The organism is Streptomyces orinoci (assembly GCF_003121295.1).
Lineage (GTDB): Bacteria > Actinomycetota > Actinomycetes > Streptomycetales > Streptomycetaceae > Streptomyces > Streptomyces orinoci.
On sequence record NZ_PHNC01000017.1, the window covers coordinates 65,130 to 78,909 of the forward strand.

General features: G+C 71.2%; 10 protein-coding genes and 1 riboswitch. Of the genes, 4 read left to right on the top strand and 6 right to left on the bottom strand.

Going from position 1 to position 13,780, the window contains the following annotated elements; all coding sequences use genetic code 11:
* Positions 1–3 precede the first annotated feature (3 nt).
* Positions 4–876, top strand: a complete 873-nt coding sequence (locus CV755_RS13000; protein WP_109280372.1) for a CbtA family protein — start codon at positions 4–6, stop codon at positions 874–876.
* Between the two features lie 65 nt (positions 877–941).
* On the opposite strand, the gene CV755_RS13005 is transcribed toward CV755_RS13000, so the two are convergent.
* Positions 942–1,532, bottom strand: coding sequence for a histidine phosphatase family protein (locus CV755_RS13005; RefSeq protein WP_109280373.1), 591 nt, complete (start codon positions 1,530–1,532; stop codon positions 942–944).
* Entirely contained in the window at positions 1,529–3,007 is a 1,479-nt protein-coding gene (locus CV755_RS13010; RefSeq protein ID WP_109280374.1) for a short-chain fatty acyl-CoA regulator family protein, read from the bottom strand. Before CV755_RS13010 ends, CV755_RS13005 begins: the two co-directional genes overlap by 4 nt.
* Positions 3,008–3,188: 181 nt before the next feature.
* Here CV755_RS13010 and CV755_RS13015 point away from each other — a divergent pair, with 181 nt between their 5' ends.
* The 3 genes from CV755_RS13015 to CV755_RS13025 are packed head-to-tail and all read left to right on the top strand — an operon-like array spanning position 3,189 to position 6,766.
* Positions 3,189–4,697, top strand: a complete 1,509-nt coding sequence (locus tag CV755_RS13015; protein WP_109280375.1) for an MmgE/PrpD family protein — start codon at positions 3,189–3,191, stop codon at positions 4,695–4,697.
* Entirely contained in the window at positions 4,697–5,605 is a 909-nt protein-coding gene (gene prpB / locus CV755_RS13020; protein ID WP_193553401.1) for a methylisocitrate lyase, read from the top strand. Before CV755_RS13015 ends, prpB begins: the two co-directional genes overlap by 1 nt.
* A 21-nt stretch (positions 5,606–5,626) precedes the next feature.
* Entirely contained in the window at positions 5,627–6,766 is a 1,140-nt protein-coding gene (locus CV755_RS13025; RefSeq protein WP_109280376.1) for a bifunctional 2-methylcitrate synthase/citrate synthase, read from the top strand.
* A 73-nt stretch (positions 6,767–6,839) separates the two neighbouring features.
* Here CV755_RS13025 and metE read toward each other — a convergent pair whose 3' ends face one another.
* The 4 genes from metE to aceA all read right to left on the bottom strand — a co-directional run bounded on the left by metE (position 6,840) and on the right by aceA (position 13,559).
* On the bottom strand, positions 6,840–9,158 hold the full coding sequence (gene metE, locus CV755_RS13030; protein ID WP_109280377.1) for a 5-methyltetrahydropteroyltriglutamate--homocysteine S-methyltransferase: 2,319 nt from the start codon (positions 9,156–9,158) through the stop codon (positions 6,840–6,842).
* 169 nt (positions 9,159–9,327) lie between these two features.
* Positions 9,328–9,557: riboswitch (cobalamin riboswitch) on the bottom strand.
* Between the two features lie 166 nt (positions 9,558–9,723).
* Positions 9,724–10,593 (bottom strand): 3-hydroxybutyryl-CoA dehydrogenase, encoded by an 870-nt coding sequence (locus tag CV755_RS13035; RefSeq protein ID WP_109280378.1) that lies wholly within the window; start codon positions 10,591–10,593, stop codon positions 9,724–9,726.
* Positions 10,590–12,182: a malate synthase A gene (gene aceB, locus CV755_RS13040; protein ID WP_109280379.1), complete on the bottom strand. Its 1,593-nt coding sequence runs from the start codon at positions 12,180–12,182 to the stop codon at positions 10,590–10,592. The genes CV755_RS13035 and aceB overlap by 4 nt, the downstream gene beginning before the upstream one ends.
* A gap of 93 nt (positions 12,183–12,275) precedes the next feature.
* Positions 12,276–13,559 carry an isocitrate lyase gene (aceA, locus tag CV755_RS13045; RefSeq protein WP_109280380.1) on the bottom strand — a complete coding sequence of 428 codons (1,284 nt, stop codon included), beginning with the start codon at positions 13,557–13,559 and terminating at the stop codon, positions 12,276–12,278.
* Between the last annotated feature and the right edge of the window lie 221 nt (positions 13,560–13,780).

Below are 13,780 nucleotides of genomic sequence, written 5' to 3' on the forward strand. Positions count from 1 at the left end.
AACATGGAAAAGAGACTCATCCTGCGCGGCGGCATCGCCGGCGCGGTCGCCGGTCTGCTCGCCTTCGTCTTCGCCCGGATCTTCGCCGAGCCCCAGATCGCCAAGGCCATCGACTACGAGAGCGGGCGGGACGCCGCTCAGGAGGTCCTCGACAAGGCCGCCGGACTGACGCCGGAGGCGGCGGGACCGGACATCTTCAGCCGGACGATCCAGGCCAATGTCGGCATCGGCCTGGGCATGGTCTTCTTCGGCATCGCCATGGGCGCCCTGTTCGCCGTCGCCTATGCCGTCTGCCTCGGCCGGGTCGGCAAGCTGCGTCCCCGTAACCTGGCGATGCTGGTGGCCCTGGGCGGCTTCCTCGGCGTCTACTTGGTGCCGTTTGTGAAGTACCCGGCCAACCCGCCGGCGATCGGCCACCCGGAGACGATCAAGGACCGCGGCAACCTCTATCTGGTCATGGTCGTCTGCTCGGTGGTCTTCCTCGTCGGCGCCGTCTGGCTCGGCAAACGCCTCCAGGCACGCTTCGGCAACTGGAACGCCACACTCCTGGCCGCCGGTGCCTACATCGTGGCGATCGGCATCGTGATGGCCCTGCTGCCGCAACTCGGCGAGCTGTCCGCCAATGTGCACGAGTACGGCCACCAGGCCACGGAGACACCCCTGCCGTTGAAGGACGCCAAGGGCTCCATCGTCTACCCGGGCTTCCCGGCGGACGTGCTGTTCTCCTTCCGCTTCTACTCCGTCGCGGCCCAGGCACTGCTGTGGGCGTCGCTGGGCCTGGTGTTCGGGCCCATGGCCGAGCGGCTGCTCGACCCGGCGATGCGGACCGCTGCCAAGCCCGCGCCGAACCAGCCGGAGCCGGCCGGCGCCGCCTGACGGTGCTGGCCGTACGACGGTCCCGGGGGCCGTGCCCATGCGAAGGGCACGGCCCCCGGTGCGTTTCACCGGCCCGGGGCGCCGCCCGGTACGGCCAGCGGCCCGCCGATCCGCAGATTCCAGCGTCCTGCCCGTCCGCTGAACTCCGTGGCGGTCAGCGGCAGTACGTCCAGCCGCCAGAAGGAAGCCATGGGCAGGCCGAGGACATGGACGACAGCGGCCCGTACCACCTCCGGTTCGACCACGGCGAGCGTACGGCCGTCCGTCTCCCGCGCGCCGTCCAGCCAGTGCCCGACCCGCTCGCACACATCCCGCACCGACTCCCCGCCGTGGGCCGCCCAGCCGGGGTCGCCGAGCCAGCGGCCTATCGCCTCCGGCTCCGCGGCCGCCACCTCCTCAAGGGTGCGCCCCCGCCACCGGCCCACATCCAGCCCGCTCAGCTCCGGCAGCTCCACCCCGTCGAGACCGAGCGCCACGGCCGTGTCCCGGCACCGGACACTGGGGGACGTCACCACGAGGCCGGGCGAGGGCAGCGAACCGGCCGCCGAGCGGGCCTGGGCCGCTCCGGCGTCGTCGACCGAGTCGCCGTCGTAGAAGCGGGCCTGCCGCAGTGACGGGCTCATGGCGGGCGAGACGAAGGTGACGCGGCTGGTCACGTGGCGGCTCCTGCTGTATCGACTGTCGATGTCATGGGGGTACGGGTTTCCACGGGATACGGCACATGGGTACGCCGGTCCGGATCGATGGCCAGGTGTCCGCCGGCCGGGGGCCGGGCCCGCTGGGCGCAGTCGCGGCGCTCGCAGATCCGGCAGCCCAGCCCGATGGGGGTCGTGGCGCGGGGGTCGTCGAGGGCGATGCCCTCGGCGTACACCAGCCGGTGCGCGTGCCGCAGCTCGCAGCCGAGCGCCACCGCGAACTCGGCACGCGGCGCCTGGTGTCCGAAACCGCCCCGGGTGATGGTGCGCGCGATCCAGAAGTACCTTTTGCCGTCCGGCATTTCGGCCACCTGCGTCAGTATCCGCCCGGGCGCGGAGAACGCCTCGTACACCGTCCACAGCGGACAGGTGCCGCCCATCCGGGAGAAGTGGAAGTCGGTGGCCGACTGCCGCTTGGAGATGTTCCCGGCCCGGTCGACGCGCAGGAAGGAGAAGGGCACGCCCCGGCGGCCGGTGCGCTGAAGGGTGCTCAGACGGTGGCAGACCGTCTCGAAGCCGACGCCGAAGCGGGCGGAGAGCAGCTCGATGTCGTAGCGCACCTCCCCGGCCGCCGTGTGGAACCCCTCGTACGGCATGAGCAGCGCGCCCGCGAAGTAGTTCGCCAGGCCGATGCGGGCCAGCGTCCTGGACTCCGGCGAGGTCAGTTCCTTGGCGGGGCCGACGAGTTGAGCGAGGAGCGGACCGCGCTCCAGGAAGGCGAGCTGGGTGGCGAGCTGGAAGGCGCGCTGCCCGTCGTTCAGCCAGGGGGAGAGAAACAGCAGGCCGGTGTCCGGGTCGTACCGCCGGGCGTCGGCCAAGCGGCCCGGAGCGGCTTGCAGCACCCGGACCCCGTGTCGCTCGGCGAGCCGTGCGGTGAGCGGGTCGGCGGCCCGGCCCGGCCGCAGCTCCAGGTCCGCCGCCAGCCGCTCGGCCCGGGTGTCCAGGGGCTCGAAGTGGTTGTGATGGGCGTAGAAGAAGTCCCGGACCTCGTCGTGCGGTTCGCCGGGGAGCAGTAAGGCGCCGTTGGAGCCCGGGGCGGCGAGGGCGGCGGCCTGCTCGGCGGCGTCGCGGTAGCGGTGGTGCAGCGCGACCAGGGCGCGCGCCACCTCGGGGTGCTCGCGCGCGGCCGCGGAGATCTCCTCCTCGGCCGGAAGCGGCACTCCACACGCCTCGTCGGCGAGCGCGGCCCGCAGATCGGTGGCGAGGCGGTCCTCATCGGCCTGGGAGAAGAACTCCGTGTCGACACCGAAGACCTCGGCGATCCGCAGCAGGACAGCTGCCGTGAGCGGGCGCCGGCTCTGTTCGATCTGATTGGCGTAGCTGGTGGAGATGCCGAGGGCGCGGGCCATGTCGACCTGGTTCATGCCGTGCTCACGGCGCAGCCGGCGCAGCTTGGCGTGAGCGTAGATCTTCCGCTCCGCCGGTCGTCGGCCCATGGGCGCACCTCCTGGTTCCACCGGCCTGGGCTGCGAACATAGCATCCGCAGGATTCGCAGATTTCGCGGATTCGCAGCTCCTGGATGTACGGATTCCACAGCTTGGCGTGGTGGCCTCGCGGCCGGCTGCCGGGCAGGCTCGAGCTCGACCGCTCACCGCCGCATCACCGCGAGGAGTCCCGTGATCGAGCACCACGTCCGTGTCCATCCCAGCGCCGACCGCCTGCCCCGCGAGGAGCAACTCGCCTGGAAGCTGGCGGCGGTGGCCACCGGCACCGGGGAGCCGGACGGCGACAGTGCCGCGATGGCCGTGAACCGGGTGATCGACAACGCCTCGGTCGCGGTCGCCTCTCTGCTGCGTCGCCCGGTCGCCGTGGCCCGGGCTCAGGCCGCGTCCCACCGCGCAAGCGCCTCCGGTGCCTCCGTCTTCGGCAACCCGGGCCGGGTTTCCCCGGAGTGGGCTGCCTGGGCGAACGGCACCGCCGTACGGGAGCTGGACTTCCACGACACCTATCTGGCGGCCGACTACTCCCACCCCGGCGACAACATCCCGCCGCTGCTGGCCGTCGCCCAGCACACCGGCCGCACCGGCGCCGACCTGCTGCGCGGCATAGTCGCCGCATACGAGATCCATGTCGCTCTGGTGAAGGGCATCTGCCTGCACGCCCACCGCATCGACCATGTGGCCCATCTCAGCGCCGCCACCGCCTGTGGCCTGGGCGCGATGCTGCGGCTGCCGACGGAGACGGTGTATCAGGCGGTCCAGCAGGCGGTGCACACCACCACCGCGACCCGGCAGTCCCGCAAGGGCGAGATCTCCAGCTGGAAGGCGTACGCCCCGGCCTTCGCCGGCAAGGCCGCGATCGAGGCCGTGGACCGGGCGATGCGCGGCGAGACCTCACCGTCGCCTGTCTACGAGGGCGAGGACGGCTTCCTGGCGTGGCTGCTGGACGGCCCGGAGTCCGACTACACGGTGCTGCTCCCGGAACCCGGTGAGCCGCGCCGCGCCATCCTCGACACCTACACCAAGGAACACTCCGCCGAATACCAGGCCCAGGCGTTCATCGACCTCGCCCGACGGCTGCGGGAGAAGACCGGCCCGCTGGAGCAGGTCCGGTCGGTCCTGCTGCACACCAGTCACCACACCCACCACGTCATCGGCTCCGGCGCGAACGATCCGCAGAAGTACGACCCGGCGGCCAGCCGCGAGACCCTCGACCACTCGGTGCCGTACATCTTCGCCGTCGCGCTGGAGGACGGCGCCTGGCACCACGAGCGCTCCTACGCCCCCGAGCGGGCCCGGCGCCCGGAGACCGTCGTCCTATGGCGGAAGGTCAGCACGGTCGAGGACCCGGAGTGGACCCGTCGCTACCACGACCCCGATCCGGAGCGCCGGGCCTTCGGCGGACGCGCGGTGATCACTCTGGACGACGGGACGGTGATCGAGGACGAACTGGCCGTCGCCGACGCACACCCGGCCGGCGCCCGCCCCTTCGAACGGCCCGGTTATATCGGCAAGTTCCGCACCCTCGCCGAGGGCATCGTCGCCCCCGCCGACCAGGACCGCTTCCTCGCCGCGGCCGAGCACCTCGCCGAACTGGGCACGTCCGAGCTGGACGGCCTGTTCCCGGCGGTGGACACCGAGGCCGTCGCCGTGTACGACGCACGGCTCCCGAAGGGCCTGTTCTGATGCTGCTGCACACCCGCACCACCCCCGCCGAGCGCCGCCGGGCCTTCCGGGAACAGCTGGCGTCCGGCCGGCTGCTGCGGATGCCGGGCGCGATCAACCCGCTTTCGGCCCGGTTGATCCAGGACACCGGCTTCGACGCGGTCTACCTCTCCGGTGCCGTCCTCGCCGCCGACCTGGGGCTGCCCGACATCGGCCTGACCACCTCCGCGGAGATCGCCGCCCGCGCCCAGCAGACCACCAGGGTGACCGACCTGCCCGTGCTCATCGACGCTGACACCGGCTTCGGCGAGCCCATGAACGCGGCCCGTACCGTCCAGTTGCTGGAGGACGCCGGTCTGGCCGGGCTGCACCTGGAGGACCAGGTCGACCCCAAGCGGTGCGGCCACCTGGACGGCAAGTCGGTGGTGCCGCGCGAGGAGATGCTCCGCCGCATCCAGGGCGCCGTGCACGCCCGCCGCGACCCGGACTTCCTGCTGATGGCCCGTACCGACGCCCGAGCCGTCGAGGGCCTGACGGCCGCGATCGACCGGGCCAAGGCATATGCCGACGCAGGCGCGGACGCGATCTTCCCCGAAGCACTCGCCGACGAGTCCGAATACGAGGCGTTCCGCACGGCGGTGGACGTCCCGCTGCTCGCCAATCTGACCGAGTTCGGCAAGACCCCGCTCCTGAACACCCGCGCCCTGGAGAACCTCGGCTACAACATCGCGCTCTACCCCGTCACCCTGTGGCGGATCGCCATGGGCGCCGTCGAGGAGGGCCTGCGCACCCTCGCCGCCGAGGGCAGCCAGGAGTCCCTGCTGCCCCGTATGCAGACCCGCTCCCGGCTCTACGAACTCCTCGGCTATGAGGAGTACTCGGCCTTCGACTCGGCCGTATCCGGCTTCACCCTCCCACCCGGCACCTGACTGACCGAAGGCAGGCATCCCATGTCCACCACCGCACCCGAGATCCACCGGGGGCTGGCCGGTGTCGTCGTCGACACCACCGAGATCTCCACGGTCATCCAGGAGACCAACTCCCTCACCTACCGCGGCTATCCGGTCCAGGACCTGGCCGCCCGCCGCTCCTTCGAGGAGGTCGCCTATCTGCTCTGGCACGGCGAGCTGCCCGGCCCCCGTCAGCTGGCCGACTTCCAGGCGCGGGAACGCGCTCTGCGCCCCCTGGACCGCACCACCTGCGAACTCCTGACCCGGCTGCCCGGGACCTGCCATCCCATGGACGTACTGCGCACCGCGGTGAGCTTCTTCGGAGCCGAGGATCCGACGGAGGACGACGGCAGCCTCGCCGCCAACCGGGCCAAGTCCCTGGTCCTGCTTGCCAAGTTGCCCACCGTGGTGGCGGCCGACCAGCGCCGCCGCCAGGGCCTGGACCCGATCCCCCCGAACCCGGACCTCGGATACGCGGCGAACTTCTTCCATATGTGCTTCGGCAGCGTGCCCGAACCCGAAGTGGTCCGCTGCTTCGAGATCTCCCTCGTGCTGTACGCCGAACACAGCTTCAACGCCTCGACGTTCACCGCCCGTGTGGTCACCTCCACCCTCTCCGACCTCTACAGCGCGGTCACCGCCGCCATCGGCGCGCTCAAGGGCCCGCTGCACGGCGGCGCCAACGAGGCCGTGATGCACATGCTCAACGAGATCGGCGACGCACGGCGCGCCGACGAGTGGCTGGCGGAGGCCCTGGCCTCCAAGCGGAAGATCATGGGCTTCGGCCACCGGGTCTACAAGCACGGGGATTCCCGGGTGCCGGTCATGCAGGAGGCACTGGACCGGCTGGTGGCCCGCGCCGCCGACCCGGAGGTCACCCGCCTGGCCACGCTCCACTCGGCCCTGCGGCACGCGATGATCACCCGCAAGGGCATCCACCCGAACCTGGACTATCCGGCCGGGCTCGCCTACCACCTGATGGGCTTCGACATCCCGGCCTTCACACCGATCTTCGTGATGAGCCGCATCACCGGCTGGACCGCCCACATCACCGAGCAACTCGCCCACAACGCGCTGATCCGGCCCCTCGCCTCTTACGCGGGACCGGATCAGCGGGCGGTGCCGGCGAACGCCGGCTGACTCAGCCGGGAGCCGGCCGGCTCGGGGCGGCAGCGGGTTCGGTTATGGCATCCCGGCCCATTGGGGCGCCTGGTCAGGAGGCGGGCAGCTCACCGCGGACCGTGCGGGCGGCGGCGACCAGGTTCTCCAGGGAGGTGCGGGTCTCGGGCCAGCCGCGGGTCTTCAGCCCGCAGTCGGGGTTGACCCACAGCCGCTCGGCGGGGATCGCCTTCAGGCCGGTGCGCAGCAGTTCGGCGGCTTCATCGGTGCTCGGGACGCGGGGGGAGTGGATGTCGTAGACCCCGGGTCCGGCCTCGCGCGGATAGCCATGGGCGGCGAGTTCATGGGCGACCTGCATATGTGAGCGGGCGGCTTCCAGGCTGATGACGTCGGCGTCGAGGTCGTCGATGGCCTGGACGATGTCGCCGAACTCGGCGTAGCACATATGGGTGTGGATCTGGGTGCCGGGACGGACGCCACTGGTGGTGAGGCGGAACGATTCCGTGGCCCACGCCAGGTAGGCGGGGCGGTCGGCGGCGCGCAGCGGGAGGGTCTCGCGCAGCGCGGGCTCGTCCACCTGGATCACTGCAGTCCCGGCGGCTTCCAGGTCGTTGACCTCGTCGCGCAGGGCCAGGGCGACCTGGCGGGCGGTGTCGGCGAGGGGCTGGTCGTCGCGGACGAAGGACCAGGCCAGCATGGTGACCGGGCCGGTCAGCATGCCCTTGACCGGGCGCTCGGTCAGGGACTGGGCGTAGGCCGTCCAGCGGACGGTCATCGGCTCCGGGCGGGAGATGTCGCCGGCCAGGACCGGCGGGCGGACATACCGGGTGCCATAGGACTGGACCCAGCCGTGCCGGGTGGCCAGGTAGCCGGTGAGCTGCTCGGCGAAGTACTGAACCATGTCGTTGCGTTCGGCCTCGCCGTGCACCAGGACGTCCAGCCCGGCCTTCTCCTGGAAGGAGATCACCTCCTGGATCTCCGCCTTGATGCGCTCCTCGTAGCCGGCCGTGTCGATCCGCCCGGCCCTCAAGTCGGCACGGGCGGCGCGCAGTTCGGCGGTCTGCGGGAAGGAGCCGATGGTCGTGGTCGGCAGCAGGGGCAGCCCTAGATGGGCGCGCTGGGCTGTGGCGCGCTCGCTGTACGGCTGGGCGCGGCGGGTGTCGGCGTCGGTGATGGCCTCGGCGCGGGTGCGCACGGCGGGATCGCGGGTGATGGGGGAGGCGGCCCGGGAGGCGAGGTCGGCCCGGTTGGCGGCCAGTTCGGCGGCGATGCTGTCGGTGCCCTGGGCCAGGCCCTTGGTGAGGGTGACGATCTCGGTGGTCTTCTGCTTCGCGAAGGCCAGCCAGCGCAGGATCTGCGGTTCGATGTCCTTCTCGGCGGCCGCGTCGAGCGGGACATGGAGCAGCGAGCAGGAGGCGGCGACATCGACCTGGCCGGCGAGGCCGAGCAAGGTGCCCAGGGTGGACAGGGACTTCGACAGGTCGTTGATCCAGATGTTGCGGCCATTGACGACCCCGGCGACCAGGCGTTTGCCGGGCAGTCCGCCGACGGCGGCCAGGGCGTCGAGGTTGGCGGCCGCGGCCTCGGTGAAGTCCAGGGCCAGGCCCTCGACGGGGGCCTTGGCCAGCACGGGCAGGGCCTCGCCGAGCCGGTCGAAGTAGGAGGCGACCAGCAGCTTCGGGCGGTCGGGGAGGGTGCCCAGCTCGCGGTAGGCGCGGGCGGCCGCGTTGAGTTCGGCCGGGGTGCGGTCCTGGACCAGCGCGGGCTCGTCGAGCTGCACCCACTCGGCGCCGGCCGCGCGCAGCTTGGCGAGCACCTTGGCGTAGACCGGCAGCAGCCGGTCGAGGAGGGTGAGAGGTTCGAAGCCGGCGGGCACACCGGGAGCGGGCTTGGCGAGCAGGAGGTAGGTGACCGGGCCGAGCAGGACCGGGCGGGCGGTCAGACCGAGAGCCAGGGCCTCCTTCAGTTCCGTGACCTGCTTTACCGGGTTCGCGGTGAAGGCGGTGTCGGGGCCCAACTCCGGGACCAGGTAGTGGTAGTTGGTGTCGAACCACTTGGTCATCTCCAGTGGGGCGACCTCCTGGGTGCCCCGTGCCATGGCGAAGTAGCCGTCCAGGGCGTCGCTTTCGACGGCGGCGCGGTGGCGTGCCGGGATGGCGCCGACCATGACGGTGGTGTCGAGGACGTGGTCGTAGTAGGAGAAGTCGCCGGTGGGCACCTCGTGGATGCCGGCCTCGGCGAGCTGTCGCCAGTTGTCGGCGCGCAGTTCGGTGGCGGTGGCCCGGAGGGCGTCGGCGGTGACGCGGCCCTTCCAGTAGCCCTCGATGGCCTTCTTCAGTTCCCGGTTCGGGCCCTGGCGGGGGTAGCCGTACACGGTGGCCCGTGCTGCCGCGGCTGCGGACTTGCTGGTCACGGAGATCTCCTTCGCGAGACGATTCCCTGAGATCCCGGGGACGGGACGAGAACGCGAAGGGATGACGAACCGGACGGCAGCGACCCCGCGCGGCAAAAGCACGGCCGTCCCGTCTGGTGTGTGCGCCGACCCGCCCTCGAGGTCACCGGGATGTCCGCGTACGGAATGGTCCGTACGCGGGCAGTTGGCAGGTCTTCGGACTCACGGGCACGTCTCGTCGCCGTACTTGGTACGAGACACCTACTGGCCGTCGCTTCCCAGGCCCGGTACATCGGGCCCAGTGCGTATGACGGCGGTCGTTCCCGCTCACCGCTGCGGGGCAGTCCCGGATTCCCACCGGGTTCCCTCTTACGGCACCCCGCCTGGCGGACGGGGTGAACCAGCTGCTCAGGTCAGCCTACGGGTTGTCGCGCCTCGGGGAAGAGAGGCGTCCAACATCCGGAAGGTGACCCGCAACACTTCGAGGCGGCACACGAGGGGCGGGAAGCGCCGCGTTCGCGCTTCCCGCCCCTGCCATGTCATGCCCCGCCGCGGGGGACCCTCAAGCCCGCGTCGTACCAGGCCCTCAGCCCTGGTCGTAGCTGTGGAACCCCCGGCCGGTCTTCCGGCCGAGCAGTCCCGCCTGCACCATCCGCTGGAGCAGTGGCGGCGGCGCGTAGAGAGGTTCGCGGAACTCGGCGTACAGGGACTCCGCGATCGAGGCAACGGTGTCCAGGCCGATCAGGTCCGCGAGCCTGAGCGGGCCCATGGGGTGGGCGCAGCCCAGTTCCATGCCGGTGTCGATGTCGGCGGCGGTGGCGAAGCCGGACTCCGCCATCCGCACGGCGGCCAGCAGGTAGGGGATGAGCAGGGCGTTGACGACAAAGCCGGCCCGGTCCCGGGAGCGGATCACCGTCTTGCCGAGCGCGCGGGTGGCGAACTCCTCCACGGTGGCCGCCGCCTGCGGCGAGGTGTGCAGGGAGGTCACCACTTCGACCAGGGGCAGCACGGGCACCGGGTTGAAGAAGTGCAGGCCCACGACCCGGTCCGCGCGGCCGGTGGCCATGCCGAGCCGCATGACCGGGAGGGAGGAGGTGTTGGTGGCGAGTACGGCCGCCGGATCCTCGACGATCTTGTCCAGGGCGGCGAAGATCTCGGTCTTGGCGTCCGGGTTCTCGGCAACGGCCTCGATGACGAGCTGGCGGTCGGCGAGCTGGTCCAGGCCGCTGGTGAACAGGAGCCGGGCGAGGGCGTCCTCCGCCGCTGTCCGCTCCAGCTTGCCGCGTCCCACGGCACGTTGGAGGGAGCTTGCCACCCGGTCCCGGGCGGCGCGGGCGGCGACCGCGTCCACCTCGCAGACCACGGTGTCCAGCCCGGCCCGTGCGCACACTTCGGCGATCCCGGCGCCCATCTGCCCGCCGCCGACCACGCCGACGCGTGTGATGACCGCGCTCATGCTCCGGCCTCCGTCCGCCGCACCAGGTGGCGGTGGTACGCGTCCGGGGTGAAGAATGGCGGCAACTCGCCGGTCAGGGCGGTCCGTTGGAAGAGGGCGCGGATGTCGGTGACGGGCGCCCATGGGTATTCGGCGCCGAGCGCGTCGATCTCCTCGTCGAGGACCTGATCCACGGTCTCCCGGCCGATGACCTGGTGGCGCTGCCACTGCCAGATCTGCACCCGGGCGATCTCGGCCGTGGCCGCGTCCTCCATCAGACCGTCGATGGCGACCGCGCCCTGTCCGCGCAGCCAGGCGGCGAAGTACCGCAGTGCGACGCGGACGTTGGTGCGCACGCCGTCCGCTGTGGGCGGCCCGCTGATCCGCCGCACCGACAACAAGTCGGCCGGTGTCACCTCGACATCGTCGCGGGTGCGGTCGAGCTGGTGGGGCCGTTCGCCGAGGACGCGGTCGAAGACCTCGCGGCAGACGGGCACGAGTGCGGGATGGGCCACCCAGGACCCGTCGAAGCCGTCCTCGGCCTCCCGCTCCTTGTCCAGGCGGACCTTGGCCATTGCGGCCTCGTTGGCGGCCGGGTCCTTGCCCGGCACCTGCGCGGCCATGCCGCCGATGGCGTGGGCGCCGCGCTGGTGGCAGGTGCGCACCAGCAGTTCGGTGTACGCCCGCATGAAGGGGGCGGTCATGGTGACCCTGGAACGGTCGGGGAGGAGGAAGTCGCTGCGATGCCCGAAGGTTTTGATCAGGCTGAACAGATAGTCCCAGCGCCCGGCGTTCAACCCCGCGCTGTGCTCGCGCAGTTCATAGAGTATCTCCTCCATCTCGAACGCGGCGGTGATGGTCTCGATGAGGACGGTGGCGCGGATGGTGCCGCGGGGGATGCCCAGCAGCTCCTGGGCGAGCAGGAAGATGTCGTTCCAGAGCCGGGCCTCGTACCTGTTCTCCAGTTTGGGGAGGTAGAAGTACGGGCCGTACCCGGCGTCCATCTGGCGCTGGGCGCAGTGGAAGAAGTAGAGGCCGAAGTCGACGAGCGCGGCGGGCACCGGTTGGCCGTCGTACTCCAGGTGCTCTTCCTCCAGATGCCAGCCGCGCGGGCGGACCATGATGGTGGCGAGCCGGTCGCCGAGCCGGTACTCCCTGCCCTCCGGAGTGGTGAAGTCGATGCGCCGCTCGATGGCGTCGAGCAGGTTGAGCTGCCCGCCGATGATGTTCTCCCACCGGGGCGCGGTGGCGTCCTCGAAGTCCGCCATCCATGCCTTGGCGCCGGAGTTGAGCGCGTTGATGGTCATCCGGCGGTCCGGCGGGCCGGTGATCTCCACCCGCCGGTCGCCGAGCCCCGGTGCGGGCGGTGCGACCCGCCAGTCTAGGTCGGCCCGGACCGCGGCGGTGACCATGGGGAAGTCCAGCTGCGAGCCCGTGGCCAGCCTCAGCGTCCGGCGCCGGCGTTCCTTGAGGAGTTCCTGGCGGCGCTGTGCGAAGGCGGCGGTCAGCCGGCCCACGAAGTCCAGGGCGGCGGGGGTGAGGATCTCATCGTGGCGGTGGCCGGGGGAGGCGAGGACGCGGACCCGGTGGGTGACTGTGGTGACGGACATCGGGCTCTCCTGAGAGATGGGAGCGGAGGGGGACGGGGACGGTCGTCCGCCCTCCGCGCGGCCGGGGGCGGCGCCGGGCACAGGGCGTCCGGCCTAGTGGAACTGCTCTTCCTCCGTGGATCCGGACAGGGCGGTGGTGGAGGAGGCGGGGTTGACGGCGGTGGACACCAGGTCGAAGTAGCCGGTGCCGACCTCGCGCTGGTGCCTGACCGCGGTGAAGCCGTGTGCCTGGGCGGCGAACTCCCTTTCCTGGAGGTCGACATAGGCGGTCATGCCGTGCTCGGCGTAGCCGCGGGCGAGGTCGAACATGCCGTGGTTCAGGGAGTGGAAACCGGCCAGCGTGATGAACTGGAACCGGTAGCCCATCGCGCCCAGCTCGCGCTGGAACTTGGCGATCTGGTCATCGTCCAGCGCGGCCTTCCAGTTGAAGGAGGGCGAGCAGTTGTAGGCGAGCATCTGGTCGGGGTACCGCGCGTGGATGGCCTCGGCGAACTCACGGGCCTGCGCGAGGTCGGGGGTGCCGGTCTCGACCCAGATCAGGTCGGCGTACGGAGCGTAGGCCAGACCACGGGCGATGACCGGCGCCATTCCGTTGCGCACGCGGTAGAAGCCTTCCGCCGTACGCTCGCCGGTGGTGAACTCGGCGTCGCGCTCATCGACATCGCTGGTCAGCAGGTTGGCGGCGAGGGCGTCGGTGCGGGCGATGATGACGGTGGGCACATCGGCGATGTCGGCGGCGAGGCGGGCCGCGTTCAGGGTGCGGATGTGCTGGGAGGTCGGCACCAGAACCTTGCCGCCGAGGTGCCCGCACTTCTTCTCCGAGGCGAGCTGGTCCTCGTAGTGGATGCCGGCCGCGCCCGCCGCGATCATCGCCTTGGTCAGCTCAAACGCGTTCAGCGGGCCGCCGAAGCCCGCCTCGGCATCGGCGACGATCGGCGCCAGCCAGTCGGTGGTGTCCCCGGCGTCCTCGGCGGTGGCGATCTGGTCGGCGCGCAGCAGCGCGTTGTTGATCCGACGGACCACCTGGGGAACGGAGTTGGCGGGATACAGACTCTGGTCGGGGTAGGTGTGCCCGGCCTGGTTGGCGTCGGCCGCGACCTGCCAGCCGGACAGATAGACGGCCTGGAGCCCCGCCTTCACCTGCTGCACGGCCTGGCCGCCGGTCAGCGCGCCCAGCGCGTGGATGTAGTCCCGCTCGTGCAACTGCCGCCACAGGCGCTCGGCGCCGCGCCGGGCCAGGGTGTGCTCCTCACGGACGCTGCCGGAGAGCCGCACCACATCCTCGGCGCTGTAGGTGCGCTCGATGCCCTGCCACCGCGGCTCGGTGGCCCAGCGCCGCGCGAGTTCCCCGGCCGCCTGCGTCCTCGCCTCTGCCATGACTGTCACCGTCTCCTCGGTTCCGTACTGGCTGCCAACCCCACCATTCCGAATGAACAGTGGTGGCACTGCGTGTCGTATCGCTGAGTGCGGCCCGCCGTCATCCTGGACGGGCGAAGCTGAGCAATGCTGCCGGTACGGACCGAAGTTGCCGGGATCTCCGATGTCAGGGCAGAGATCGGACCCCGGTTCCGTGGTCTGTGCCGGCCGGTGTCCGGCGG

Bases quoted from the DNA above. Each gene is read 5' to 3' on its own strand.
- prpB (WP_193553401.1), top strand. From the start codon at position 4,697: ATGCTGCTGCACACCCGCACCACCCCCGCCGAGCGCCGCCGGGCCTTC.
- CV755_RS13000 (WP_109280372.1), top strand. From the start codon at position 4: ATGGAAAAGAGACTCATCCTGCGCGGCGGCATCGCCGGCGCGGTCGCC.
- aceA (WP_109280380.1), bottom strand. From the start codon at position 13,559: ATGGCAGAGGCGAGGACGCAGGCGGCCGGGGAACTCGCGCGGCGCTGG.
- aceB (WP_109280379.1), bottom strand. From the start codon at position 12,182: ATGTCCGTCACCACAGTCACCCACCGGGTCCGCGTCCTCGCCTCCCCC.
- CV755_RS13035 (WP_109280378.1), bottom strand. From the start codon at position 10,593: ATGAGCGCGGTCATCACACGCGTCGGCGTGGTCGGCGGCGGGCAGATG.
- CV755_RS13025 (WP_109280376.1), top strand. From the start codon at position 5,627: ATGTCCACCACCGCACCCGAGATCCACCGGGGGCTGGCCGGTGTCGTC.
- CV755_RS13010 (WP_109280374.1), bottom strand. From the start codon at position 3,007: ATGGGCCGACGACCGGCGGAGCGGAAGATCTACGCTCACGCCAAGCTG.